The following is a 22,896-nucleotide window of genomic DNA, read 5'->3' as shown; positions in this document are numbered from 1 at the left end:
GTCCGCCGAGAAGAAGGGCGTGACGCCCTCCCGCACCCCGGCGATCGAGCGGACCCCCACCCCGCGGCCCGCATCGTCCACCACGGACGTCGACGCCCTGGTCACCGAACACCTGCCGCTCGCCGCCTTCGCCGTCAACGCGGTGGCCTCGCGGATCTCCCTACCGAGTCACGTCAGCCGCGAGGACCTGCTGTCCTGCGCGAAGGTGGCGCTGGTGGAGGTGGCCCGGCGGTTCGACCCGTCCGCGGGGGCGTCGTTCGCCACGTACGCACTGACCCGCCTGCAGGGCGCCGTGCTCGACGAGCTGCGGTCCGGGGACTGGGCGAGCCGGTCGGTGCGCGCCGCCGCTCGGCGGACCGACGCCGCCGCCGACGCCCTGGCCATGCAGCTGGGCCGGCCGCCGACGCGGGAGGAGCTCGCCGCGCGCCTGGGCGTGGCGAGGAGCGAGCTGGATTCGCTGCAGGTCGACGTCCACCGCGCGGTCATGGTGAGCATCGACGCCGAGACCGGACCGGACGGGACCTCGCTCGACCTGCCCGACACCGGGGAGTCGCCGGAGCGGGCGTTGCTGCGCGGGGAGCGGTCGCGCTACCTGCACGAGGCAATCCGGGCGCTGCCCGACCGGCTCGACGAGGTCGTGGAGCGCAACTTCTTCGGCGGGGAGTCGCTGACCGACATCGCCGCCGACCTCGGCGTCACCCTCTCCCGCGTCTCGCAGATGCGGGCGCGGGCACTCACCCTGCTGCACGCGGCGATGAGTGAGGTGTGGGAGGGCAAGGCTGTGCAAGCCGAGGGCGGTGTCCGGGCACGCAACCAGCAGCGCTCGTACGTCGACCGGGTGGCCGGCCGCAACGCCCCGCCGCTCCCCCACCCGCGGAACGCTCCCTGCGCGACGGCGGCCCACCGCAACCCGTGGGCGGCCGTTGCGCAGGGAGCGGCCCGACCCGCCTGAGTGAGATCCGGCCGAAAAAGTAGGGATCTCGCCTCAAGCCCCGGCCCCCTCCGGCCGTAACCACACATGTACCACCCGCAGCACGGATGCAGCGGGAACCAGGAACCACCCCATCCAAGGAGGATCATCATGGGTCTGCGTATCAACCAGAACATTGCGGCGCTCAACGCTCACCGGAACCTGTCGATCACCGACAACCAGATGAGCAAGTCGCTGGAGAAGCTCTCCTCCGGCTTCCGCATCAACCGGGCCGCCGACGACGCCGCTGGCCTGGCGATCTCCGAGGGCCTGCGCTCGCAGGTCGGTGGCCTCAAGGTCGCCGTCCGCAACGCCCAGGACGGCGTCTCGGTCGTCCAGACGGCGGAAGGTGCCCTCACCGAGGTGCACAGCATCCTGCAGCGCGTCCGCGACCTGACCGTGCAGGCGTCGAACACCGGCGTGGTCACCCCGACCGCCGCCGGCTACATCGGCAAGGAGATCGACGAGCTCGGCAAGGCGCTCGAGGACATCGCCACGCGCACCGACTTCAACGGCACCAAGCTGCTGCAGGGTGTCGACGGCACCCTGGCGGGGGCCGACAAGGTCATCACCTTCCAGACCGGTGCCAACGGCAACGAGACGCAGAGCGTGACGCTGGCCAACGTCCTCAAGGTCGCGGACGCCATCAAGACGGTGGCGACCAACGTGAAGGCCTCGACGGTCGCAACCCCCTACGCCACCTCCAAGACCGACCTGGACAGCATCGACGCCCAGATCAGCACGGTGTCGGGCGCCCGCGCCACCCTCGGTGCCTCGCAGAACCGCCTGGAGAGCACCATCAACTCGCTCAACGTCGCGGTGGAAAACCTCTCCGCGTCCGAGAGCCGGGTCCGTGACGCCGACATGGCGCAGGAGATGGTCGGGTTCACCCGCTCCCAGATCCTGTCGCAGGCCGGCACCGCGATGCTCGCGCAGGCCAACCAGGCCTCGCAGGGCGTCCTCTCGCTGCTCCGCTGATCGGCGATCAGCTGAGTAGCTGAGGCACGGTTCCTTAGCAACACCCCGGGTGAGGGGGGAGGCCCTCGGGTCTCCCCCCTCACTCTCTTCCCGCCGTCGATCCCTCGAGCCCCCTTCCCCGTCGAGCCAGGAGTCAGTGACATGACGATGAGCATCAGCACCGGCCTGGTCTCCGGGATGGACACCGGCGCGCTGGTCTCCCAGCTCATGCAGGTCGAGGCCGCCCCGCAGGCGGCTCTCAAGGCGAAGCTCACGGCGACCCAGACCGCTGCCGGCGCCTTCCGCACGGTGAACACCGCCCTGCAGGCCCTGATGACCGCGGCCGAGACGGCCCTCAAGCCGGAGACGTGGGCCAGCGCCAAGGGCACCAGTTCCGCGGGCAGCGTCACGGCGGCGACCGCGCCGGGTGCCACCCCCGGTTCGCTGACCTTCACCGTCGCCTCGGTGGCGGCCACGCATTCCACGGTGAGCACCACCCGCTGGGGGTCGACGACGACGGCGGCGAACCTCTCGAGCATCGAGGTCAAGAGCCTCGACGGAACGACGAGCAAGGGAACCATCGCCCTCAACGGCACCGAGTCGCTCGACCAGGTTGCCGCCAAGATCAACGGCAGCAGCAACCTCGGCCTCAAGGCTGCAGTGGTCCAGACCGGGACCGACGAGTTCGCCCTCCAGATCAGCGCCGCCGTGTCCGGCAAGGCCGGGACCTTCTCCCTGGCGGGGACCGAGACCTTCAAGGCCACCACCGTCGGCCAGAACGCCGAGCTGAAGGTGGGCACCACCGCCGCCGCCTACTCCGTGACCTCGTCCACGAACGTGTTCCAGGGGGTCCTGGCCGGCACGACGATCACGGTGACCCGGGAGGAGACCACGCCCGTGACCGTCAGCGTGGTCTCCGACCCCGATGCGATCACCGCCAAGGTGTCCGCGCTCGTCGACGCGGTGAACTCAGCGCTGGACACGATCAAGAAGCAGACGAACAACACGCCGGGCAGCACCGCGGCCCTGCGCGGCGAGTACGCCGTCACGCAGATCAGCGGTCAGCTGCTGGAGGCCCTCTCCAAGGCCGTCGGGGAGGACTCCCCCGCCCGAATCGGCTTCGAGCTCACCCGCGATGGCAAGCTCGCCTTCACCAAGGACACGTTCACCGCCGCGCTCAAGGACAACCCCGCGCTCGCCCAGAAGCTGATGGTCGGCACCCCCGAGGGAAAGGACGCCGACGGCAATATTTTGGCTGCCGTCCCGGGGATCGCCGAGCGGCTCCGCGGCGTGGCGAAGGCCACCTCGGACGCCACGACGGGAACACTCAACTCGCTGGCCAAGGGGCAGGACTCCATGGCCCGTGACATCCAGGACCGCATCGCCGCCTGGGACGTGCGGCTGGCCAAGCGCAAGGCTGCCCTGACCCGGCAGTTCACCGCCATGGAGACCGCGCTGAGCTCGCTGCAGAACCAGTCCACCTGGCTGGCCGGCCAGCTGAAGTCGCTCCCCTCGTCCTGACCTCGGCCGTCCCCCACCGGCTCCTCCCCACGCACCAGGAGAACTCCCGATGAGTGCCGCCTCGCTGCGCGCCCGCTACCTCGGCGACTCCGTCGCCACCGCCTCCCCCCAGCAGCTGCTGGTCATGCTCTACGACCGGCTGGCCCTAGACCTCGAGCGTGCGCAGGTGGCCCTCGGCGAGGGCAATCGGCAGGAAGCCGCAGCCCAGCTGCAACACGCCCAAGAGATCGTCTTCGAGCTCCGCGAGAGCTTGCAGGTCGATGCCTGGGACGGTGGCCCTCGACTGGCCGCGCTCTACACCTGGCTGATCGGTGAGCTGATCCAGGCCAACATCAAGGCCGACCGGAACCGGGTGGCCTCGTGCCTTCAGGTCGTCGAGCCGCTCCGGGACGCGTGGCGGCAGGCCGCTGCCTCGCTGGCCGCGACGCCGGCATGACCGGCCCCCGCCCCGGCGGGGACGGGCCGGAGCCCGCCGACTGGGCGACCGTCCTCGGCGAGCTCGAGGGCGAGGTCGTCGCCGCCGAGGCGACCATGCACGAGGACGCGGAGAACCGGGCGGACGAGATCGCCGCCTGGGCGCTCCGCGCGCAGGCCTGGACGCCGCCCTCCGGCCTCGGGCCGCTCCCCGAAGACCTCCGCGAGCGCGCCGCCCGGCTGCTCCAGCACCAGCTGGCCGTCGCCGAGGCGCTGGTCGAGCGGATCATCCAGTCCCAGCGCCAGCGCGACGTCGCCGCCCGGATGTCCTACGCCCCCACCCGCCCGGTCGCCTCCTACATCGACCAGGTCCTCTGAGCCCCGCATCACCAGAAGCCCCTCGCGGCCCGCCGGTCCCCGGCGCCGCGGGGGGCTCTTCTCGTCCCGGCGCCCCCAGGTGACTCTCAGCAGTCACACGCGACTCGTTCACCCCATCCGCCCACAGCAGCCACTCCCGTGGGCGACGGCGGGTCAGCCCGGGTGCCCCGGATGCCGATGAGACAGGAGCACGGACAGCACAACCATCGCCACGGATAGGCGGACCCCTCACTCGCTCGCGAGTGTCTCCTGCGTACCCGGAGGCCCGATCGTGTTCCGCAGCCCTGCCCGCCCGACGAGCACCGCCCGATGATCGGCGACGTCACCTCGTCGGCGCTGCACGCCGCCCTCGCCGGCCTGGCCCAGCGGCAGCGTGTCACCGCGGACAACATCGCCAACATCCAGACGCCGGGCTTCCTGGCCGGCCGCGTCGACTTCGAGTCCAACCTGCGCGGCGCCCTGCGGAACGGCCAGGCACCCACGGTGTCCACCGGCACGGTCGCCCGCTCGCTGGAGCCGACCAACACCCACGGCAACAACGTCAACCTGGATGCGGAGACCGTCATCGCCACCGAGACCGGGCTGCGCTACCAGCTGGCCCTCAACGCGCTCGACGGCAAGTACAGCGTCATGCGCACCGCCCTCAGGACGCAGTGACGTGGCCGTCTTCGACACCCTGGGCATCTCCGGGTCCGGGCTGCTGCTCCACCGCAAGTGGCTGGACGCCGTCTCGGACAACATGGCCAACGTCAACACGGTCAAGGGCTTCGACGAGGAGCCCTTCCGCGAGCGGCTGATCATCGCCCAGTCCATCGACTACGGCTCCGGCGAGGGCGGCGTGCGTGCGGCGCGCGCCGAGTTCGGCGGGGACCCGGAGGGGCGCGTCGTCTACGAGCCCGACCACCCGCTGGCCAACGCCGAGGGTTACGTCCGCTACCCCGACATCGACATGGGCGACCAGATGGTCCAGCTGCTCATCGCGCAGCGCGGCTACCAGGCCAACCTCGCCGTCGTCGAGCGCGCCACCAACGCCTACCAGGCCGCCCTCAACCTCGGGAGGAACGCATGACGTCACCCATCGACGGCATCGGCTTCCCCGTGATGCCCATGCCCGCCATCGGCGGGATCACCGACGTCCCCGGCGTCGAGCCCGCCGGCGGCGCCCAGGCCGTGCCGGGCGGCGGCTTCGCCGACGTCCTCGCCGCCACGTTCGACCGGCTGCAGGCGACCCAGTCGGCCTCCGACACCCTCGCCACCCAGGCCGCCACCGGCGACCTGCGCGACGTGCACGACTACATGATCGCGGCCAACGAGGCGAAGCTCGCGACCGAGATGGTCGTGACCATCAAGAACAAGGCCGTTGACGCCTTCAACGAGATCATGAGGATGCCGGTCTGATGCCTGCCGCCCTCGCCGGACCGCTCGGGCGCATCCGCTCCGCGCTGTCCACGATCAGCCTCGGGCAGAAGGTCGTCATCGGCCTGCTGGCCGCCGGGCTGCTCCTCGGCGGCTTCTTCTTCCTCCGGTGGATCACCGCACCGACGATGGCGCCGCTGTTCTCCAACCTCGCGTCCACCGACGCGTCGGCGATCGTCGACGAGCTCAACGCCTCCGGCGTCGCCTACGAGCTGGCCGACGGCGGGGGCACGATCATGGTCGCCAACGACGCGGTGTACGACCTGCGGCTGTCGATGAGCGGCAAGGGACTGCCCGCCGGCTCCGACACCGGCTATGCGCTGCTCGAGGAGCAGGGCATCACCACCAGCGAGTTCCAGCAGCAGGTCTCCTACCAGCGCGCGCTGGAGGGCGAGCTGGCCAAGACCCTCGAGTCGCTGGAGGGCGTCCGCTCCGCGGTGGTGCACGTGGCGCTGCCCGAGGAGGAGGTCTTCGTGACCGACCAGGCCGAGCCGACCGCCTCGGTCCTGCTCGACCTGGCGCCGGGCACCCAGCTCTCCGGGGAGCAGATCCAGGCGGTCACCAACCTGGTCTCCTCGAGCATCCAGGACATGGACGCCGACCAGGTCACCGTCGCCGACTCCACCGGCCAGGTGCTGTCGGCCCCCGGTCAGGGCGTGACCGCCGCCGCCGGCGATGCCCGGGCGCAGATGGAGCAGGACTACGAGGGGCGCCTCTCCTCCAACGCCCAGGCCATCCTCGACCGGGTGCTCGGCCCCGGCAACGCCGTCGTCTCCGTGCGTGCGGACCTCGACCTCGACCAGCGGGACACCACCTCGAAGACCTACACCTACGAGGACGGCACCCCGCCGGTCTCGGAGAGCACGACCACCGAGGAGTACGCGGGGAACGGCGTCGCGGTCGGCGGCGTGCTCGGGCCGGAGAACCAGCCCGACGCCGGCGCCGGCGGAGGCGAGTCGACGTACAACAAGGAGTCGACGACCTCCAACAACGCCGTCGGCGAGACCGTCGAGACCGTCCAGGGCGCTCCCGGCGCGATCAACCGGCTGACCGTCTCGGTGGTCATGAACCAGGAGGTGGCCGGCGCCCTCAACCAGAACCAGGTCGAGGAGCTCATCGGCAACTCCGTGGGGCTGGACGAGGCCCGCGGTGACGCCATCACCGTCGCCGCGATGGCCTTCGACAACGCCGCCGCCGAGCAGGCCGCGGCCGAACTGGAGGCCGCCCGCGAGGCCGAGCAGCAGGAGCAGCTCTGGTCGATGATCAAGACCGGCGGCATCGCGCTCGGCATCGCCCTGCTCGTGCTCATCGTCTGGCTGCGCTCGCGCCGCCGGAACGACGGCGAGGAGGAGGAGTACGAGCCCCTCGGGCTGCCGGACGACGTGCTGGCAGAGCTGGACCGGATCCGCATCGAGAGCACCCGCGAGATGCCGGCCGTGGACAACGCGCAGCTGGAGCTCGAGGCCGCCGAGCGGGCGCGGGTCCGTGGCGAGATCGCCTCGATGGTCAGCGAGAAGCCCGACGAGGTCGCCGCCATGCTGCGCGGCTGGCTGACGGAGACCAAGTCATGACGATGGCCAGCGTCGAGCAGCTCGTGGGGCTGACGCCCAACCTGCCCGTTCCCACCGGCGCGCCCCCGGCGCCCAAGCGGCCGGAGATGCCCGGCATCCGCAAGGCCGCGGTGTTCATCGCCCAGCTCTCCAAGGAGGAGGCCGGCACGCTGCTGGCCCAGCTGCGCCCGCGCGAGGTGGAGGCGGTCACCCGCGAGCTGATGAGGCTCGGCACGGTGGAGCCCGACGACGTCGACGGCGTCCTCCAGGAGTTCCACCACCTGATGAGCGCCCAGCGGTTCGTCGGGCGCGGCGGCGTCGACTTCGCCCGCGAGATCCTGGCCGCGGGCCTGGGCGAGGACAAGGCCGAGAGCGTCCTGGCCCGGCTGAACGTCGTCTACACGGAGGTCCCGTTCGCCTCGCTGCGCAACGCCGACGTCCGCCAGCTGGTCACCTTCCTCAAGGACGAGCACCCGCAGACGATCGCGCTGGTGCTCGCCCACCTGACCGCGGCGCAGTCGGCCGAGGTGCTCTCCGGGTTCTCACCGGAGCAGCAAGCCGCCGTCGCCCACCGGATCGCGACCATGGACCGCACCTCCCCCGAGATGGTGCGCCTGGTCGAGGAGGAGCTCGGCCGCCGGATGGGGTCGCTCCTGGCCCACCAGGACATGAGCAGCGTCGGCGGCGTGGAGACCCTCGTCGAGATCATCAACCGCTCCCCCCGGCCGACCGAGCGCTCCATCCTCGAGTGGCTGGACAACACCGACCCGGAGCTCGCCGACCAGGTCCGCTCGCAGATGTTCGTCTTCGAGGACATCGTCACCATCGACGACCGGTCGCTGCAGCTGGTGCTGCGGGAGGTGGAGGCCAACGACCTGGCAACGGCGCTCAAGGGCGTGCGCCCCGACGTCCGGGACAAGGTCGTCCGCAACCTCTCCGAGCGGGCCGCCGAGAACCTCGCCGAGGAGATCGAGCTGCTCGGCCCGGTCCGCACCCGCACGGTCGAGGAGGCGCAGGCCAAGGTCGTCGGCGTCATCCGCACCCTCGAGGAACAGGGCGTCCTGACCATCTCGCGGGGAGGCGAGGATGACTTCGTCGCCTGAGGTGTCACGGGGGTCGGCGCTGCTGCGTGGCGCCTCCGCGGAAGCGGCGGTCGCCTACCGCCAGGCGATTCCGGAGCAGCGCCCGGAGCCCGTCGTCGAGCGGCGGACGACGATTCGCCGCGCCGCCGACATGCCCGTGCCCGCCAACCGGCCCTCGTTCCGGCTCGGAGACGTGTACGCCGAGGAGCTGGCCCGGCTGCGCGAGCACGCCCACCGCGAGGGGTACGCCGCCGGGTACGCCGAGGGCAGCCGGGCCGCCGAGACCGTCGTCGCCGAGGCCGAGCGCGCCGCCGGGGAGCGGCTGGCCGAGGTGCAGGCGCGCTGGGAGCGGCGGCTGGCCTCGGCCACCGCGGCCCTCGGTGCGGCGGTCGCCCGCCTGGACGAGGCGACCGCGCCGGTCGCCGACGACGTCCGGGACTCGGTGCTGGCCGTGGTGCTCACCCTCGTCGAGGACGTGCTCTGCCGGGAACTGGCGATCGCCGACTCCCCCGCCCTCGATGCGGTCCGCCGCGCGCTGACCCTCGTCCCGGCCGACGCCCCGGCCGTCGTCCGGCTGCACCCCGACGACCTCGCCGAGATCGCCGCCGAGGACCTCGCCGCCCTGCCCGACACGGTGCGGGTGGTCGCCGATCCCGCGGTCGAGCGGGCCGGCGCGATCGCCGAGACCGGTCCCTCCCGGATCGACGCGCAGCTGGGCTCGGCGCTGGAGCGGGTCCGCGCGGTCCTCTCGCCATGAGCATCGGGCTGCTCGACCGCGCCCGCGCCGCCGCCCGCCCGGAGATCACCGGGCAGGTCGTCGGCGCGATGGGCCTCACCCTGACCGTCGAGGGGATCGTGGGCGCCGTCGGCGACCTCGTGGAGGTCAACCCCGGCCCCCGCGGCCTGCTCGCCGAGGTGGTCGCGGTGACCCGCGACCGGCTCACCTGCATGCCCCTCGGCGAGCTCTCCGGAATCCACTCCGGCGCGCGGGTGCGCGCCACCGGCATGCCGCTGCAGGTCCCGGTCGGCGAGGCCCTGCTCGGCCGGGTCCTCGACGGCCTGGGCCGGCCGGTGGACGGCGGCCCACCGCTGGCCGCCGGCCTCGAGTTCGTCGACCTGGCCAGCGAGACCCCGCACGTGCTGACCCGGAGCCGGGTCTCGGAGCCGCTGACCTTCGGCGTGCGGGCGCTGGACACCCTCGTGCCCTGCGGCAAGGGCCAGCGGCTGGGCATCTTCGCCGGGTCGGGGGTGGGCAAGTCCACCCTGCTGGCCCAGATCACCCGCGGCACGAACGCCGACGTACGGGTCATCGGCCTGATCGGCGAGCGTGGCCGCGAGGTGCGCGAGTTCCTGGAGGAGAACCTCGGCGAGGAGGGGATGGCCCGCACGGTCGTCGTCGTCGCCACCTCCGACGAACCGCCGCTGGTGCGGCTGAAGGCCGCGTTCGTCGCCACCCGGATCGCCGAGGGCTTCCGCGACCAGGGCCGCGACGTGCTGCTGATGATGGACTCGATCACCCGGACGGCGATGGCCCAGCGCGAGGTCGGGCTCTCGGCCGGGGAGCCTCCGGCGACCCGCGGCTACCCGCCGAGCGTCTTCGCGATGCTGCCCCGGCTGCTGGAGAAGGCCGGGACCGCCGCGGTCGGTTCGATCACCGGGCTCTACACGGTGCTCGTGGACGGCGACGACCACAACGAGCCGATCGCCGACACCGCCCGCTCCATCCTCGACGGGCACGTCGTGCTCACCCGCAAGCTCGCCACCGCGGGGCACTTCCCCGCGATCGACGTGCTGGAGTCGATCTCCCGGGTGGCCACCGCCGTCGTCCCGCCGCCGCAGATGGCCGACGCGCGGGAGGTGCGCCGGCTCATGGGTGCGCTGCGGGACGTCAAGGAGCTCATCGAGATCGGCGCCTACCAGGCCGGCAGCGACCCGCTGGTCGACCGCGCCCGGCAGCTGGGCCCGCAGATCGAGGCCTTCCTGCAGCAGCCCACCGGTGAGCTGACGCCGGCGGCCGAGGCGTGGGCGTGGCTCAACCGCATCGTGCGCGCCGCATGAAGCGCGCCGCGTTCCGGCTGCAGCCGGTCCTCGAGGTGCGGCGCACGGAGGAGCGGGCGGCGGCGCTGGCTGCCGCCGAGGCAGCACGGGCGGCCGCCGATGCCGACCGCCGGGCCACCGAGGCCGAGGCCGCTGTGGCCGTCGCCGTGCCGGCGGGCTCGTTCACCGCGGGCCGGTTCCGCGCCGCCATGGCGCTGGCCCGGGTCGCCGCCGAGGACGCCGCGGCTGCCCGGGCCCTGGCCACCGCCTCCGCCGAGCAGGCCGAGCTCGTCCGCGCCGACTGGACAGCCGCCGCCCAGCGGACCAAGGGGCTGGAACGGCTGCGGGAACGTCACGTCCGGACGATCCGACTCGCCGAGCAGGCTGCCGAGGAAAGGAGCGTGGACGATCTCGTCACCGGCCGCTCCGGCCGCCGGACCGCGGCCGAGGAGGTGCCGTGGACGGACTGACCGCCGTGCAGGCGCGGATCGGTGAGATCCAGGCCCGCTTCCTCACCCCCCTGCGCACCACGACCACCGGCGACTGGACGACGGCGGCCTCCGCCGCGGGCCTGACCGGCAGCGGTGCGGCCTCGTCGGTGTCGACGGCGGCCGCGCGGGCCGGTGCCGCGTCCGAGGGTGCGGTCATCACCGAGGCGAAGAAGTACCTCGGCGTCCCCTACCTGTGGGGCGGCACCGACCCGGCCAAGGGCCTGGACTGCTCGGGCTTCACCCAGCTGGTCTTCGGCAATCTCGGCATCGACCTGCCGCGGACCTCCGCGCAGCAGGCCACCACCGGAACGGCCGTGGCCTCGCTGGCCCAGGCCCGCCCCGGCGACCTCGTCTTCTTCGACCACTCGTCCCGCCCCGGCATCGACCACGTGGGCATCTACCTCGGCGACGGGAAGATGATCGCGGCCCCGCAGGAGGGCGAGACGGTGAAGATCCATGACGTCGGCTCCCCCGCCGTCATCCGCCGGGTGCTGCCCGCCGAACCGGCGGCCGCCACCCCGGCCGCCGGCGCCGCGCCGCTGGCCGGCGTGCCCTACTCCGACCTGTTCGTCCGCGCGGGCAACCGGCACGGGGTCGACCCCGCGCTGCTGGCGGCGGTCGCCGCGCAGGAGTCCGGCTTCGACGCGTCCGCGGTCTCTCCCGCCGGCGCCCAGGGCCTCATGCAGTTCATGCCCGCCACCGCCCGCGGCCTCGGGGTCGACCCGTTCGACCCGTCCTCGGCCGTCGACGGCGCCGCCCGCTACCTCGCCCAGCTCACCCGGCAGTTCGGCTCGACCGAGCTCGGCCTCGCCGCCTACAACGCCGGGCCGGGCACGGTGAGCCGCCACGGCGGCATCCCGCCCTACGCCGAGACCCAGAACTACGTGCGCGCCGTGACGAGCAAGGCGGAGGCCTACCGATGACCGCTCCCGTGGTTGCCACCGCACCATCGCCCAGCACCCCGGCCGCGCCCGCGTCCGCCGGGGACGCCGCCGGCGCGGAGCGGTTCGCCTCCGCACTCGACGAGGCGGTCGCCGATGGGCATGCCCGTGCCGGCGGACGGGGCCGCACCGACACCGCGCAGGAGAGCTCTGAGACCGAGCCCGCCGTACCGGGTGAGGAGCAGACGGCCGACGGCACGGTGCCTGCGCTGCCGCCCGGACTGTGGGCGCTGGTCCGCGCGGGCGCCGGCCCTGCCGCCACACCGGCGATCGCCCACGCGGCGGAGGGCTCCGCGGTCGCGGGAGCGGCCATGGCCGCCGCGACGGCCGAGGGCGCGCCCCTCGCCCCGGGTGCCCTCCCCTCGGCGGCCGGTGGCGTGCCTTCGACGGCCGCAGCCATCGGCGTCGCCGGCGCGGACACTGCACCGGCCGCGGTCCCCGGTCCGTCGGCAGCCGTCGGCGTCGCCGTCGGTGCGCTCGTCCTGCCCGAGGTCGCCGGAACCGTCCCCGGCCCGGCTGCCGGAAGCGCCGCCTCTTCCGGGGCGGGCGCTCCGACGATTCCCGGCCTGACCGTGGTCACCGCCGGCCCCGCCGCGCCCACCGCTCCGGCGCTGCCCACCGCCCCGACCGGTTCCGCCCCGGCCGGTTCCGCGTCGGCCGGTTCCGCGTCGGCCGGTTCCGCGTCGGCCACCCCGGCGCCGGCTCCGGCTCCGGCCGCGGAGGTCGTCCCGACGGTCGGCTCCGCCCAGGGCCCGGCCGTCGGCGGGGACCAGGCCGCCGGCTCGCCGTCGCCCGACACCGGGAGCACGCCGGACGGGGACGCCGCCCCGGCCCCCGCCGCGGGCACGACGACCGGCGCCACGGCAGCGGTCCCCGCGACGCCGACCACCTCCCCGGCACCGCCGGCCTCCCCGGCCACCGCGACGCAGCCGGTCGCCACGCAGGTCGCCCAGCACGTCGCGGTCCTGCGCAACGGTCCCGACGGCGCGCACACGATGACCGTCGTCCTCACCCCGGAGGCCCTCGGGCCGGTCGAGGTGCAGGTGACGCTGGCCCAGGGCTCGGTGGAGCTCAGCCTCCGCGGCTCGACCGAGGCGGGCCGGGCTGCCCTGCTCGACGCGCTCCCCGACCTGCGCCGTGACCTGGAGAGCGCCGGGCTGACCTGCTCGCGCGCCTCGGTCGACCGGGACACCGGCGGCTCGTGGACGTCGGCGCAGCAGCAGTTCGGTGACCGCAGCGGTCAACAGGACCGGGGCGACGCCCGGCCGCGGCCGTGGCTGCGGTCGGCAGACCTCGGTGAGGGCCGCCCGGCCCCCACCTCCCTCCCGTCCACGTCCACCGGCGTGGACGTCCGCGTGTGAGACGGAGCGACAGATGCCGGACGCAGTGAGCGGCGTGAGCAGTGCCGGGGCGGCCTACACCCCGGCCGCCGCGACGGTGGACCGCCCTGACCAGATGGGCAAGGACGTGTTCATGAAGCTCCTGGTGGCGCAGATGCGCTACCAGGACCCGTCCAACCCCGTCGACAGCAGCCAGATGATGTCGCAGACGGCGACCTTCACCCAGGTGGAGAAGCTCGAGGAGCTGGCCAAGCAGAACGCCGCGCTGCTGGCCCTGCAGCGCTCGACCAGCGCCGGCGCCCTGGTCGGCCGCACCGTCACCTACACCGACGCGACCGGCGCGAGCGCCTCCGGCGTCGTCACGTCCGTCCGTCTCGGCACCGGCACCTCCGAGGCCGTGGCCATGATCGGCACGAAGGCCGTCGAGATGGGCCGCATCACCGAGATCTCCCAGCCCAAGTCGGCCTGACCCGACCTCCCCCGCCGCCCGGCACCCCCAGCGAGGAGTTCCTTCCCATGCTTCGTTCCATGTTCTCGGCCATCTCTGGGCTTCGTGCCCACCAGACGAAGATGGACGTCACCGGCAACAACATCGCCAACGTCAACACCGTCGGATACAAGTCGCAGCAGACCGTCTTCGAGGACACCCTGTCGCAGGTCCTGCGCACCGGCGGGGCCCCCGCCGCGGAGCGCGGTGGCACCAACCCCGCTCAGGTGGGTCTCGGCGTCAAGCTCGCCGGCATCACCACCAACTGGACCCAGGGCGCCACGCAGAACACCGGCCGCTCCACCGACTTCATGATCGAGGGCGACGGCTTCTTCGTCGTCGAGTCCGGCGGCCAGCAGCTCTACACCCGCTCCGGCTCGTTCAGCTTCGACGCCGCGGGCAACCTGGCCACCAACAGCGGCGCGCTCCTGCAGGGCTGGAGCGTCGACCCCGCCACCGGCGTGGTCAACCCCAACGGCCCGGTCGGCAACCTGACCATCCCCTACGGCCAGGTCACCGAGCCGAAGGGCACCGGTGGCGCCGCTCCCATCATCGGCGGCAAGGTCGAGGGCAACCTCTTCGCCGGAGCTACGGCGCCCAACGGAAGCACCCCAGGGACGAAGGTCGAGACGTCGATCACGATGTACGACGACCTTGGTAACGAGATCCCGGTGACCTACACCTTCGAGAAGACGGCGAACGCGAACGAGTGGAGCCTCCAGATCACCCGGCCCGGTCCCGGCACGCCCCCCACCACCGTCCCCCTCCTGCCGGCGACCACCGTGACCTTCGACGGCGCCGGCAAGCTGAGCGCCGTGGGGGGAACCGCGGGTGCGAGCACCGTGCCCTTCACCCCGCCCGCAGGGTCGGGTTGGACCGGTCCGGTGACCGTCGACCTGAGCGGGATGACGCAGTACGGCAGCGCTTCGTCCGCGACTGCCACCGAGCAGAACGGCTACGGCGCGGGCACGCTGCAGTCCTTCAGCCTCGGTAACGACGGCACGGTCACCGGCATCTTCTCCAACGGCGAGCGCAAGACCCTCGGCCAGCTGGCCCTGGCCTCCTTCGACAACCCCAGCGGGCTGGAGAAGGCCGGCAGCAGCACCTACCGGGTGGGCAACAACTCCGGCCTGGCGATGGTCGGCCAGCCCGGCGTCGCCGGCCGCGGTGTCCTCTCCGCCGGTGCGCTGGAGATGTCCAACGTCGACCTGGCCGAGGAGTTCACCGGGCTGATCGTCGCCCAGCGCGGCTTCCAGGCGAACAGCCGCGTGATCACCAGCTCCGACGAGATCCTGCAGGACCTGGTCAACCTCAAGCGCTGAGCAAGGACCCTCCTGCCCCGCACCGCTCGCAGGCTCGCGGCGGGACCCTGCAGGAGGGCCTCCCTCAGGGGCCTGAGAGAGGCCACGCGGCCCGGCTCCTCCTCCGAGGGGCCGGGCCGCCGCGCTTTCCCACGCCCGTTCGTGCAGGTCACCCCGAGGGGGGAGGCCACCCGTTCGGCTCAAGCCGCGCCCGCGCCACGCCGATGAGAACTACAGCCGGTGACGTCGCCGCGAGCGGCCCGCCTTCCCCACCCCGACCGATCAAGAGGACCTCCCCGTGATCCGTGTGACGCGCCTGAACGGAGAGCGGTTCGCGCTCAACCCCGACCTGATCGAACGGGTCGAGGGCCACCCCGACACCGTCGTCTTCCTGGTCGACGGCACCAAGTACGTGGTGACCGAGAGCGTGGACGAGGTGCTCGTCGAGATCCGTGAGTACCGCGCGTCGATCCTCGCCACCGCCTACGAGATGGACCGCGGCACCTACCGCTCCACCGTCACCCCGCCGGGCGACGACGCCCGCGCCTCGGTGGTCCCCTTCCCGGCCCGCGAGGAGCGCTGACCCATGGATCCGGCCACCCTGATCGGCTTCGCGATCTCCGTCGTCGCCCTGTTCGTCTTCATGACCCTCGAGGGCGTCTCCCCGTCAGCGCTGATCTTCCTTCCGGCGATCGTCCTGGTCGTCATCGCCACCTTCGGTGCGGCGGCGGCCAGCCAGACGTTGGACGACCTGAAGAAGGTCGGCAGCTGGTTCAAGATGGCCGTGCTGCCGGCCAAGGTGCCGCCGCCCACCGAGCAGATCCAGACCCTGGTGAGCCTCGCGGAGAAGGCCCGCAAGGAGGGCCTGCTCGCGCTCGAGGCGCAGGTCAAGAACATCGACGACCCGTTCCTCCGCCGCGGACTGCAGATGGGCATCGACGGCACCGACCCGGAGGAGCTGCGCGCCGTCCTCGAGAGCGAGATCGCGGCCAAGAAGGCCGAGGACAAGGTCGCCGCCAAGTTCTTCAACGCGATGGGCGGCTACGCGCCGACCATCGGCATCCTGGGCTGCATCGTCGGCCTGATGAACGTCATGGGCAACCTCAACGAGCCGGAGCTGCTCGGCCCGATGGTCTCCGCGGCATTCATCGCCACGCTGTGGGGCGTCATGGCGGCCAACTTCTGGTTCCTGCCGATGGGCGCCAAGATCCTCCGGGTCAGCGAGCTGCAAGCCGCCCAGATGGAGTTGCTCGTCGAGGGGATCACCGAGATCCAGGCGGGCACCAGCCCGCGCGCCGTCCGGCTGAAGCTGACCTCGCTGGTCCCGCCGGGGTCGCAGAAGAAGGAAGCGGCGTGACCGGGTGAGCACCGGTCACGGCCGCCGCCGCGGCAAGAAGCACGAGGAGCACGAGGAGCACGAGAACCACGAACGGTGGCTGGTGTCCGGCTTCGACATGATGACGCTGCTGTTCGTGCTGTTCGTGGTGCTCTTCGCGATGAGCAAGGTGGACGAGCAGAAGTTCGCCGCCCTGGCCAAGGGCATGGCAGACGCCTTCGGCGGGCCCATCGCGGTGCAGCCCTCGCCCACCCCCGACGGCGCGGTGCTCGACGGCCTGCCGGGCACCATCGACATCGCCTCCGCCATCCCACCGGACCCCACCGTCTCCCAGGCGCAGGTCGATCAGGCGGCCGCGCAGGCCGCCGCCGAGCGCGCCGAGCGGGTCGCCGCCGAGGCGCAGGCCGCCTACGACGAGCTCGCCGCCGCCCGCGACCGGATCGCGGCGGCGCTCGAGGAGGCCGGGTACGCCGGCGCGGCCCGGTTCGAGATCGACGAGCGCGGCCTGGTGGTGCACATCGTCGCCGACCAGGTGCTCTTCGACGCCGAGGAGGCCGTGCTGCGCCCGGAGGGCCGGCAGATCCTCGACGCCGTCGCGCCGACGCTGCGCGACCTGCCCCACGCCCTCGGCGTCGAGGGCCACGCCAACCACCTGCCGGTCACGGCCGGCGGTCCGTGGCCGTCGAACTGGGAGCTGTCGGCCTACCGGGCGACCACCGTCGTCCGCTACTTCGCCGGCACCGGGATCCCCAGCGGCCGGATGGTGGCCAACGGCTACTCCGACACCCGGCCGCTGGTCCCGCCGTCGGACCCCGGCTCGCTCTCCGTCAACCGCCGCGTCGACGTCGTCGTCCTGTCCACCGCCTCCGCGGAGGCCAACGCATTGCTGCCCGGCCTGGACGCCGGCACTCCCCAGGAAGGCACCCCATGAGCAAGAAGACCGACACCCCCGAGGACGGCGATGAGGCGAAGGGCGGCAGCAAGAAGCTGCTGATCATCGTCGCCGTGGCGCTGGTCGCCGTGGCCGGTGCGGCCTACTTCTTCCTGTTCTCCGGTGACTCCGCCGAGGCCGCGGCCGAGGAGCCGGTGGCCGGCGAGGTGGTCCCGCTCGAGCCGGTTGCGGTGAACCTGGCCGGTGGTGGCTACCTCAAGGTGGGCATCGCCCTGCAGCTCACCGAGGCGGCCGCCGGCGGGGGCCACGGCGGTGGCGGGGTCGACGGCTCCAAGGCCCTCGACCTGGTCATCTCCACGTTCTCGCAGGCGCAGCCGGCCGACGTGACCGGTGCCCGGGACGCGCTCAAGGCCGCCCTGGAGCAGAAGATCATCGAGGCGTACACGGATCACGGCGAGACGATGGTCATGGAGATCTACTTCACGGAGTACGTCACCCAGTAGCCCCGCAGGCACCACTCGTCACACCCGTCCGCCCTGATCGGCAGCGCCCCTCGCCGCCGGTCAGGGCGGCGTCGTTCCCAGCCGATGAGGACAGGGTGACCCGCCCCGAGCACGGACCCGCGCCTGCGGGCCCGCAGTCCTCAGCCCCGGGCACGCGCAGACGACGCGGCGAGCCCCGCACCTACGACTTCCGGCGGCCCACCAAGCTCTCCCGCGAGCACGTCCGGGTCCTGCAGATCGCCCAGGAGGCCTTCGCCCGCCAGGCGACGACCGTCCTCACCTCCATGCTCCGCGCCGGGGCGCGACTGGAGCTCGTCGGCATCGAGCAGCACTCGTACGACGACTACCTCGCCACGCTGCCGGACACGTTCTTCATGGTCACGTTCACCATCGAGCCGCTGGCCGGCAAGGGATTGCTGGCCTACCCGCTCGACATCGCCATGGCCACCGTCGACCACATGCTCGGCGGCTCCGGCGCCGCCGAGCAGCCCGAGCGGCCGCTGACGGTGATGGAGACGACCATCACCAACCACCTGCTGGGCCGCCTGCTGCAGGAGTTCACCGCCTCGTTCGCGCACATCGTGCAGCTGCAGCCCGAGCTCGACGGCCTGGAGTACAACCCCCAGCTGGCCCAGGCCGCCGCGGGCTCGGACACCGTCATGGTGGCCACGTTCACCATGGCGGTGGGCAGCCGCAGCGGCGAGGCCACGCTGGTGCTCCCGTTCTCCTCGTTCGCCGCCGCGCTGAACAACGCGGCCTCCCCCCAGCTGTCGGAGTCGGCCCAGGCCAAGCGCCGGCACGCCGCCGAGGCGCTGGCCGAGCGGCTCAACCTCGTCCCGGTCGAGGTCGGCGTGCGGTTCACCCCGCTCGAGGTCTCCTCCGAGGACCTGCTCTCCCTGGCCGTCGGTGACGTCCTGCTGCTGCGCCACCCCTCGGACGCGCCGCTCGAGGTCACCACCAACGACGTCACGTTCGCCTACGCGATCGCCAGCAACCACCGACGCCGGCTCGCCGCCGCCATCGTGCCCACCCCGTACGCCGCCCAGAAGGACACCGCATGACCGCCTCCCTGGAGCACACGCAGGCCTCCGAGACCGTGATCACCGTCGTGGCGTCCGCCGCGCGGGCCGCGGCCTCGCTGGTCCCGGCCGCGGTCGAGCTGGTGCCCGGCGCCCCGGTCAGCGACCCCGACGCCGTCCCGGTCCCGCCCGCGGCGGCCGGCGCCGTGATCGCCCGGCTCTCCGGCGAGGTCACCGGGGACGTCGTCCTCGTGGTCTCCTCCGAGATCGTCGACGCGCTGAGCAACTCCCCCGTCGGCCGGATGGACGTCGCCACCGCGCTGCGGCCCGCGCTCGAGGCGGCCGCGGGCACCCTCGGCCGGGTGCGCGTGGACTCCGAGCGCACCGAGGACCCGGTGACCGCGCTGGACGGCCTGCGGGACAAGGGCATGTTCGTCGCCGTCCCGCTGCTGTCCCCCGGCGGCGAGGTCGAGGCGACGTTCGCGCTGCAGGTCACCCTCCCCCAGGCGCGCACCCAGCGCGGCAGCCTCGACCTGCTGCGGCACGTCGCCATGGAGGTCACCGTCGAGATCGGCCGCACCCGCATGACCGTCGGCGAGCTGCTCTCGCTGCACCCGGGCGAGGTCATCGAGCTCGACCGCGCGGCCAGCGCCCCGGCCGACCTGCTGGTCAACGGCACCCTCATCGCCCGCGGCGAGGTCGTCGTCGTCGACGAGGACTTCGGGCTGCGGATCAGCGAGATCGTCAGCGACCCGGCCAACGAGATCGGGCAGCCCCGGCCATGACCTGGATGATCATCCGGCTGGTCCTCTCGCTGGCCTTCATCGCGGCGGTCCTGTGGTTCGCCGCCCGGGTGGCGAAGAAGCGCGGGCTCGGGCAGGGAAACGGCCTCATCGAGGTCGTCGCCCGGCAGCGCATGGGGCGGGCCAGCTCGGTGAACGTCGTCCGCATCGCCGGGCGCGTCCTGGTCGTGGGCGCGACCGAGGAGCAGGTCACCCTGCTGGCCGAGGTGGACGGCGAGGCCGTCGAGGAGGCCCTGGAGGAGCGCCGGACGGCCGTCGCGCGGCCGGTCCCCGCAGCGTCCTCCACGGGCGCGCTCGCCGGATCGGTGTTCGACCGCCGCGGCTGGTCGGCGATCGTGGCCCAGCTGCGGGAGCGGACGGTCCGCCGCTGATGACCTCCTCCCCCGCACCCGCCCGGGGCGTCCCGGTCGCCCGGCGCGTGGGTCTGGTCCTGCTGCTCGCAGCGCTCCTCGGGGCGGTGCTCACGCTGCTGGCCGACCCGGCGTCGGCCGCGCCCACCGCGCCGACCCCGCCGACGGTTCCCACCGCTCCGGTGGTGCCGGGCGTCGACGGCGGCGTGGACATCTCCATCGGCGGCGGCAGCCCGAGCACCTCGATCACGCTGATCCTGGCGATCACCGTGCTGTCCGTGGCGCCCGCGGTGCTGCTCCTGACCACCTCGTTCACCAAGATCATCGTGGTGCTGTCGCTGACCCGCAACGCGCTGGGCATGGCGCAGTCGCCGCCGAACTCGGTGCTCACCGGGCTGGCCCTGTTCCTGACGCTGTTCGTCATGGGCCCGGTGTTCGCCGACATCAACGAGGTGGCGGTGCAGCCCTACCTCGACGGGCAGATGACGGTGACGCAGGCCTACGACACCGGCGTCGTGCCGCTGAAGGAGTTCCTGCTCGACCACACCCGCGAGGACGAGCTGAAGCTGATGGTGGGCCTGTCCGGGGAGGAGGCGCCGGCCGACCGCGAGGACGTCAGCATGACCACCCTCGTGCCGGCGTTCGTGCTCTCCGAGCTCAAGAGCGCCTTCATCATCGGGCTGGTCGTGTTCATCCCGTTCCTGGTGCTGGACATGCTGGTCAGCGCCGCGCTGATGGCGATGGGCATGATGATGGTGCCGCCGGTCATCGTGTCGCTGCCGTTCAAGCTGCTGCTGTTCGTCGTCGTCGACGGCTGGGCGCTGATCACCACGGCGCTCGTCGGGTCGTACGGGTAACCGGCCGTGTCAGACGCCGATGTCACCGAGATCGCGGTGCAGACCATGCTGGTCGCCGCGAAGGTCGCCGCACCCGTCCTGCTGACCGCCCTGCTGGTCGGCTTCCTCATCTCCCTGTTCCAGGCGGCGACCCAGATCCAGGAACCGACCCTCTCCTTCGTGCCGAAGATGATCGCGGTCGCGATCGCCCTGGTCGTCACGGGCAACTGGGTGCTCTCCGAGCTGGTCAGCTTCACCGAGGGCCTGTTCGACTCGCTGCCCCGGCTGCTCGACCGGACCTGAGGCCATGGACCTCGAGGTCCCGGCGAGCACCCTGGCGGCGCTGCTGCTCGGCACCGCCCGGGCGGCCGGCTTCGTCCTGCTGGCCCCGCCGTTCAACTCCCGGAGCATCCCCGCGCCGGTGAAGGGGGCGCTCGCGCTCGCCCTGTCGGTCGCGCTGATGACGACGATCGCGCCGTCGATCCCCGAGCCGACGACGGGCTTCCTCGTGGTCGGCGCGATCACCGAGGTCGTCATCGGCGCCGCCCTCGGCTTCGTCGTCCAACTGCTGTTCGCCGCCGTGCAGTACGCCGGCGACATCATCGACCTCACCGGCGGCTTCTCGCTGCAACCGGCCTACGACCCGATGTCGATGACGATGAGCTCCTCGGTCGGCCGGCTGCACTACCTCCTGGCCATCACGCTGCTGTTCACCAGCGGCGGGCACCTGCTCATCGTCCGGGGCTTCGCCACCTCCTACGAGGGGCTGCCCGTCGGCGGCGACGTCCCCACCGACCAGCTCGGTCAGGTCCTCATCACCGCGTTCTCCATGATGTTCCTGGCCGCGCTGCAGATCGCCGGGCCGATGGTCGCGGTGCTGCTGCTCGCCGACGTGGCCCTGGCGCTGCTCAGCCGGGCCGCCCCCGCACTGAACATCTTCGCGTTCGGCTTCCCGGTGAAGATCATGCTCACCCTGGCCCTGCTGGGCCTCACCTTCCCGCTGCTGCCCGCGGCCCTCGACGGGCTGCTCGAGCACGCCGCCCGGGCGATGGTCTCCCTGCGGAGCGGCTGAGGCGATGGCGAAGGACGGACCCGGCGGCGAGAAGACCGAGAAGCCCACTCCCCAGCGCCTGAAGAAGGCGCGCAAGGAGGGGCAGATCCCGCGCACCCAGGAGCTGGGCACCTGGGCGGGCGCGGCGGTGGCCAGCTTCCTGCTGCCGATGCTCGTGGGCAACGCCTTCGACGGCGTCGGCCGCCTGTTCGTGCAGGTGGGCGCGGTCGCCACGCACCCGGAGACCAGCCAGCTCTCGGCCCTGTTCGGCCAGGCGCTGACCACCTTCCTCACCGTGCTGCTGCCCATGGCGCTGGCGCTCATGGTCGTCGGCACCGCCGCAGCGGCCGCTCAGGGCGGGGTCGCGGTGTCGGGCAAGCCGATGAAGCCGACGCTCAAGAAGCTCAATCCCTTCCCCGGGATGAAGCGGATGTTCGGCACCCAGGGGTTGTGGGAGGCGACGAAGGCGCTGATCAAGACCGGGGCCCTGGCAACCGTCGTCGTCCTCACCAGCGGCAGGGCGCAGGAGCTGGTCTCGTCGGCGGGGGCGCTGCCGCTCTCGGCGATCACCGCGACGTTCGCCGACTCCGCCGTCCTCATGTTCCGCGTCGTGGCCGTCACCGGCCTGGTCATCGCGATCGCCGACTACCTCGTCGTGCGCGCGAAGCTGATGAAGCAGCTCAAGATGAGCAAGTACGAGATCCAGCAGGAGCACAAGCAGGCCGAGGGCGACCCGCACATGAAGGCCCACCGGCGCTCGGTGCAGATGTCGATGTCGCGGAACCGGATGATGAGCGAGGTCGCCACCGCCGACGTCCTGCTGGTCAACCCGACCCACGTCGCGGTCGCGCTCAAGTACGAGGCCGACCGCGGCGCTCCCCGCGTGGTCGCCAAGGGCGCCGACGAGGTCGCCGCCACGCTGCGCGAGCGCGCCGCCGAGGCGCGGGTGCCGATGGTGCAGGACATCCCGCTCGCCCGCGCCCTGCACGCCTCCTGCGACATCGGCCAGGAGGTGCCCGCCCAGCTGTTCACCGCCGTCGCCCGGGTGCTCGCCTTCGTCATGCAGCTGTCCGCCCGCGGCGTCCGCGGCGGGTTCCACCGGCCCGGCTTCGCCGCGCCCGAGGTGGAGGGGCTGCCCAGGGCGGGGCGCCGCCGCTGACTCCCTGCCCCCCTCCTCCGGAGCGGGTGGGACGGCAGTGACGGGTGGGGCGTGGCCGTGCC

At 72.6% G+C, this 22,896-nt stretch carries 28 protein-coding genes; all 28 read left to right on the top strand.

Going from position 1 to position 22,896, the window contains the following annotated elements; all coding sequences use genetic code 11:
• Window positions 1-19: 19 nt before the first annotated feature.
• The gene (locus tag BMZ50_RS13965; RefSeq protein WP_245753648.1) at window positions 20-952 is read left to right on the top strand and encodes a sigma-70 family RNA polymerase sigma factor; all 933 of its coding nucleotides are present in this window, start codon (window positions 20-22) and stop codon (window positions 950-952) included.
• Between the two features lie 129 nt (window positions 953-1,081).
• A complete protein-coding gene (locus tag BMZ50_RS13960; protein WP_091325606.1) occupies window positions 1,082-1,948 on the top strand; it encodes a flagellin N-terminal helical domain-containing protein in 867 nt (288 codons plus the stop codon).
• Between the two features lie 141 nt (window positions 1,949-2,089).
• Window positions 2,090-3,448: a flagellar filament capping protein FliD gene (gene fliD, locus BMZ50_RS13955; RefSeq protein ID WP_091325604.1), complete on the top strand. Its 1,359-nt coding sequence runs from the start codon at window positions 2,090-2,092 to the stop codon at window positions 3,446-3,448.
• A gap of 49 nt (window positions 3,449-3,497) precedes the next feature.
• Window positions 3,498-3,884 (top strand): flagellar export chaperone FliS, encoded by a 387-nt coding sequence (gene fliS / locus BMZ50_RS13950; protein ID WP_091325602.1) that lies wholly within the window; start codon window positions 3,498-3,500, stop codon window positions 3,882-3,884.
• Entirely contained in the window at window positions 3,881-4,240 is a 360-nt protein-coding gene (locus BMZ50_RS13945; RefSeq protein WP_091325600.1) for a hypothetical protein, read from the top strand. The genes fliS and BMZ50_RS13945 overlap by 4 nt, the downstream gene beginning before the upstream one ends.
• Window positions 4,241-4,549: 309 nt before the next feature.
• Window positions 4,550-4,897, top strand: a complete 348-nt coding sequence (locus tag BMZ50_RS13940) for a flagellar basal body rod protein FlgB (RefSeq protein WP_091325598.1) — start codon at window positions 4,550-4,552, stop codon at window positions 4,895-4,897.
• A 1-nt stretch (window position 4,898) separates the two neighbouring features.
• Entirely contained in the window at window positions 4,899-5,309 is a 411-nt protein-coding gene (locus BMZ50_RS13935) for a flagellar basal body rod protein FlgC (protein ID WP_218146248.1), read from the top strand.
• On the top strand, window positions 5,306-5,638 hold the full coding sequence (gene fliE, locus BMZ50_RS13930) for a flagellar hook-basal body complex protein FliE (protein ID WP_091325594.1): 333 nt from the start codon (window positions 5,306-5,308) through the stop codon (window positions 5,636-5,638). The genes BMZ50_RS13935 and fliE overlap by 4 nt, the downstream gene beginning before the upstream one ends.
• A complete protein-coding gene (gene fliF, locus BMZ50_RS13925; RefSeq protein ID WP_091325592.1) occupies window positions 5,638-7,227 on the top strand; it encodes a flagellar basal-body MS-ring/collar protein FliF in 1,590 nt (529 codons plus the stop codon). The genes fliE and fliF overlap by 1 nt, the downstream gene beginning before the upstream one ends.
• Complete coding sequence (gene fliG / locus BMZ50_RS13920) at window positions 7,224-8,309, top strand: flagellar motor switch protein FliG (RefSeq protein WP_177212781.1); 1,086 nt, start codon at window positions 7,224-7,226, stop codon at window positions 8,307-8,309. Before fliF ends, fliG begins: the two co-directional genes overlap by 4 nt.
• Window positions 8,293-9,045 (top strand): FliH/SctL family protein, encoded by a 753-nt coding sequence (locus BMZ50_RS13915; protein ID WP_091325590.1) that lies wholly within the window; start codon window positions 8,293-8,295, stop codon window positions 9,043-9,045. The genes fliG and BMZ50_RS13915 overlap by 17 nt, the downstream gene beginning before the upstream one ends.
• On the top strand, window positions 9,042-10,346 hold the full coding sequence (locus tag BMZ50_RS13910; protein ID WP_091325588.1) for a FliI/YscN family ATPase: 1,305 nt from the start codon (window positions 9,042-9,044) through the stop codon (window positions 10,344-10,346). Before BMZ50_RS13915 ends, BMZ50_RS13910 begins: the two co-directional genes overlap by 4 nt.
• The gene (locus BMZ50_RS13905) at window positions 10,343-10,795 is read left to right on the top strand and encodes a flagellar export protein FliJ (RefSeq protein ID WP_091325587.1); all 453 of its coding nucleotides are present in this window, start codon (window positions 10,343-10,345) and stop codon (window positions 10,793-10,795) included. The genes BMZ50_RS13910 and BMZ50_RS13905 overlap by 4 nt, the downstream gene beginning before the upstream one ends.
• Window positions 10,783-11,739 carry an NlpC/P60 family protein gene (locus BMZ50_RS13900; RefSeq protein WP_091325585.1) on the top strand — a complete coding sequence of 319 codons (957 nt, stop codon included), beginning with the start codon at window positions 10,783-10,785 and terminating at the stop codon, window positions 11,737-11,739. The genes BMZ50_RS13905 and BMZ50_RS13900 overlap by 13 nt, the downstream gene beginning before the upstream one ends.
• On the top strand, window positions 11,736-13,118 hold the full coding sequence (locus BMZ50_RS25065) for a flagellar hook-length control protein FliK (RefSeq protein WP_091325583.1): 1,383 nt from the start codon (window positions 11,736-11,738) through the stop codon (window positions 13,116-13,118). The genes BMZ50_RS13900 and BMZ50_RS25065 overlap by 4 nt, the downstream gene beginning before the upstream one ends.
• A 13-nt stretch (window positions 13,119-13,131) precedes the next feature.
• Window positions 13,132-13,566 carry a flagellar hook assembly protein FlgD gene (locus tag BMZ50_RS13890; RefSeq protein ID WP_091325581.1) on the top strand — a complete coding sequence of 145 codons (435 nt, stop codon included), beginning with the start codon at window positions 13,132-13,134 and terminating at the stop codon, window positions 13,564-13,566.
• Between the two features lie 47 nt (window positions 13,567-13,613).
• Window positions 13,614-14,906: a flagellar hook protein FlgE gene (locus BMZ50_RS13885; protein ID WP_091325579.1), complete on the top strand. Its 1,293-nt coding sequence runs from the start codon at window positions 13,614-13,616 to the stop codon at window positions 14,904-14,906.
• Between the two features lie 277 nt (window positions 14,907-15,183).
• Window positions 15,184-15,468: a flagellar FlbD family protein gene (locus tag BMZ50_RS13880; RefSeq protein WP_091325577.1), complete on the top strand. Its 285-nt coding sequence runs from the start codon at window positions 15,184-15,186 to the stop codon at window positions 15,466-15,468.
• A 3-nt stretch (window positions 15,469-15,471) separates the two neighbouring features.
• Window positions 15,472-16,242: a motility protein A gene (locus BMZ50_RS13875; RefSeq protein ID WP_091325575.1), complete on the top strand. Its 771-nt coding sequence runs from the start codon at window positions 15,472-15,474 to the stop codon at window positions 16,240-16,242.
• Window positions 16,243-16,246: 4 nt separating this feature from the next.
• On the top strand, window positions 16,247-17,152 hold the full coding sequence (locus BMZ50_RS13870; RefSeq protein ID WP_091325573.1) for a flagellar motor protein MotB: 906 nt from the start codon (window positions 16,247-16,249) through the stop codon (window positions 17,150-17,152).
• On the top strand, window positions 17,149-17,616 hold the full coding sequence (locus tag BMZ50_RS13865) for a flagellar basal body-associated FliL family protein (RefSeq protein WP_091325571.1): 468 nt from the start codon (window positions 17,149-17,151) through the stop codon (window positions 17,614-17,616). Before BMZ50_RS13870 ends, BMZ50_RS13865 begins: the two co-directional genes overlap by 4 nt.
• Window positions 17,617-17,711: 95 nt before the next feature.
• A complete protein-coding gene (locus tag BMZ50_RS13860) occupies window positions 17,712-18,677 on the top strand; it encodes a flagellar motor switch protein FliM (protein WP_091325569.1) in 966 nt (321 codons plus the stop codon).
• A complete protein-coding gene (gene fliN, locus BMZ50_RS13855) occupies window positions 18,674-19,420 on the top strand; it encodes a flagellar motor switch protein FliN (RefSeq protein WP_091325564.1) in 747 nt (248 codons plus the stop codon). Before BMZ50_RS13860 ends, fliN begins: the two co-directional genes overlap by 4 nt.
• Window positions 19,417-19,809, top strand: coding sequence for a FliO/MopB family protein (locus BMZ50_RS13850; protein WP_091325561.1), 393 nt, complete (start codon window positions 19,417-19,419; stop codon window positions 19,807-19,809). Before fliN ends, BMZ50_RS13850 begins: the two co-directional genes overlap by 4 nt.
• Window positions 19,809-20,645, top strand: a complete 837-nt coding sequence (fliP, locus tag BMZ50_RS13845; RefSeq protein WP_091325559.1) for a flagellar type III secretion system pore protein FliP — start codon at window positions 19,809-19,811, stop codon at window positions 20,643-20,645. Before BMZ50_RS13850 ends, fliP begins: the two co-directional genes overlap by 1 nt.
• A gap of 6 nt (window positions 20,646-20,651) precedes the next feature.
• Window positions 20,652-20,927 carry a flagellar biosynthesis protein FliQ gene (fliQ, locus tag BMZ50_RS13840; RefSeq protein WP_091325556.1) on the top strand — a complete coding sequence of 92 codons (276 nt, stop codon included), beginning with the start codon at window positions 20,652-20,654 and terminating at the stop codon, window positions 20,925-20,927.
• A 4-nt stretch (window positions 20,928-20,931) separates the two neighbouring features.
• Window positions 20,932-21,696, top strand: a complete 765-nt coding sequence (gene fliR / locus BMZ50_RS13835; RefSeq protein WP_091325554.1) for a flagellar biosynthetic protein FliR — start codon at window positions 20,932-20,934, stop codon at window positions 21,694-21,696.
• A 4-nt stretch (window positions 21,697-21,700) separates the two neighbouring features.
• The gene (locus BMZ50_RS13830) at window positions 21,701-22,834 is read left to right on the top strand and encodes an EscU/YscU/HrcU family type III secretion system export apparatus switch protein (RefSeq protein WP_091325553.1); all 1,134 of its coding nucleotides are present in this window, start codon (window positions 21,701-21,703) and stop codon (window positions 22,832-22,834) included.
• The last annotated feature ends 62 nt before the right edge of the window (window positions 22,835-22,896 follow it).

It is taken from the genome of Geodermatophilus ruber, assembly GCF_900114385.1.
GTDB lineage: Bacteria > Actinomycetota > Actinomycetes > Mycobacteriales > Geodermatophilaceae > Geodermatophilus > Geodermatophilus ruber.
The sequence above is the reverse complement of the archived record's forward strand: the minus strand, read 5'-3'. Positions and strand labels throughout refer to the sequence as shown.

What these genes read in the sequence shown, in the direction of transcription:
- BMZ50_RS13960 (WP_091325606.1), top strand. Translation starts at nt 1,082, where the DNA reads ATGGGTCTGCGTATCAACCAGAACATTGCGGCGCTCAACGCTCACCGG.
- fliD (WP_091325604.1), top strand. Translation starts at nt 2,090, where the DNA reads ATGACGATGAGCATCAGCACCGGCCTGGTCTCCGGGATGGACACCGGC.
- fliS (WP_091325602.1), top strand. Translation starts at nt 3,498, where the DNA reads ATGAGTGCCGCCTCGCTGCGCGCCCGCTACCTCGGCGACTCCGTCGCC.
- BMZ50_RS13945 (WP_091325600.1), top strand. Translation starts at nt 3,881, where the DNA reads ATGACCGGCCCCCGCCCCGGCGGGGACGGGCCGGAGCCCGCCGACTGG.
- BMZ50_RS13940 (WP_091325598.1), top strand. Translation starts at nt 4,550, where the DNA reads ATGATCGGCGACGTCACCTCGTCGGCGCTGCACGCCGCCCTCGCCGGC.
- fliE (WP_091325594.1), top strand. Translation starts at nt 5,306, where the DNA reads ATGACGTCACCCATCGACGGCATCGGCTTCCCCGTGATGCCCATGCCC.
- fliF (WP_091325592.1), top strand. Translation starts at nt 5,638, where the DNA reads ATGCCTGCCGCCCTCGCCGGACCGCTCGGGCGCATCCGCTCCGCGCTG.
- fliG (WP_177212781.1), top strand. Translation starts at nt 7,224, where the DNA reads ATGACGATGGCCAGCGTCGAGCAGCTCGTGGGGCTGACGCCCAACCTG.
- BMZ50_RS13915 (WP_091325590.1), top strand. Translation starts at nt 8,293, where the DNA reads ATGACTTCGTCGCCTGAGGTGTCACGGGGGTCGGCGCTGCTGCGTGGC.
- BMZ50_RS13910 (WP_091325588.1), top strand. Translation starts at nt 9,042, where the DNA reads ATGAGCATCGGGCTGCTCGACCGCGCCCGCGCCGCCGCCCGCCCGGAG.
- BMZ50_RS13905 (WP_091325587.1), top strand. Translation starts at nt 10,343, where the DNA reads ATGAAGCGCGCCGCGTTCCGGCTGCAGCCGGTCCTCGAGGTGCGGCGC.
- BMZ50_RS25065 (WP_091325583.1), top strand. Translation starts at nt 11,736, where the DNA reads ATGACCGCTCCCGTGGTTGCCACCGCACCATCGCCCAGCACCCCGGCC.
- BMZ50_RS13890 (WP_091325581.1), top strand. Translation starts at nt 13,132, where the DNA reads ATGCCGGACGCAGTGAGCGGCGTGAGCAGTGCCGGGGCGGCCTACACC.
- BMZ50_RS13885 (WP_091325579.1), top strand. Translation starts at nt 13,614, where the DNA reads ATGCTTCGTTCCATGTTCTCGGCCATCTCTGGGCTTCGTGCCCACCAG.
- BMZ50_RS13875 (WP_091325575.1), top strand. Translation starts at nt 15,472, where the DNA reads ATGGATCCGGCCACCCTGATCGGCTTCGCGATCTCCGTCGTCGCCCTG.
- BMZ50_RS13865 (WP_091325571.1), top strand. Translation starts at nt 17,149, where the DNA reads ATGAGCAAGAAGACCGACACCCCCGAGGACGGCGATGAGGCGAAGGGC.
- fliN (WP_091325564.1), top strand. Translation starts at nt 18,674, where the DNA reads ATGACCGCCTCCCTGGAGCACACGCAGGCCTCCGAGACCGTGATCACC.
- BMZ50_RS13850 (WP_091325561.1), top strand. Translation starts at nt 19,417, where the DNA reads ATGACCTGGATGATCATCCGGCTGGTCCTCTCGCTGGCCTTCATCGCG.
- fliP (WP_091325559.1), top strand. Translation starts at nt 19,809, where the DNA reads ATGACCTCCTCCCCCGCACCCGCCCGGGGCGTCCCGGTCGCCCGGCGC.
- fliR (WP_091325554.1), top strand. Translation starts at nt 20,932, where the DNA reads ATGGACCTCGAGGTCCCGGCGAGCACCCTGGCGGCGCTGCTGCTCGGC.
- BMZ50_RS13830 (WP_091325553.1), top strand. Translation starts at nt 21,701, where the DNA reads ATGGCGAAGGACGGACCCGGCGGCGAGAAGACCGAGAAGCCCACTCCC.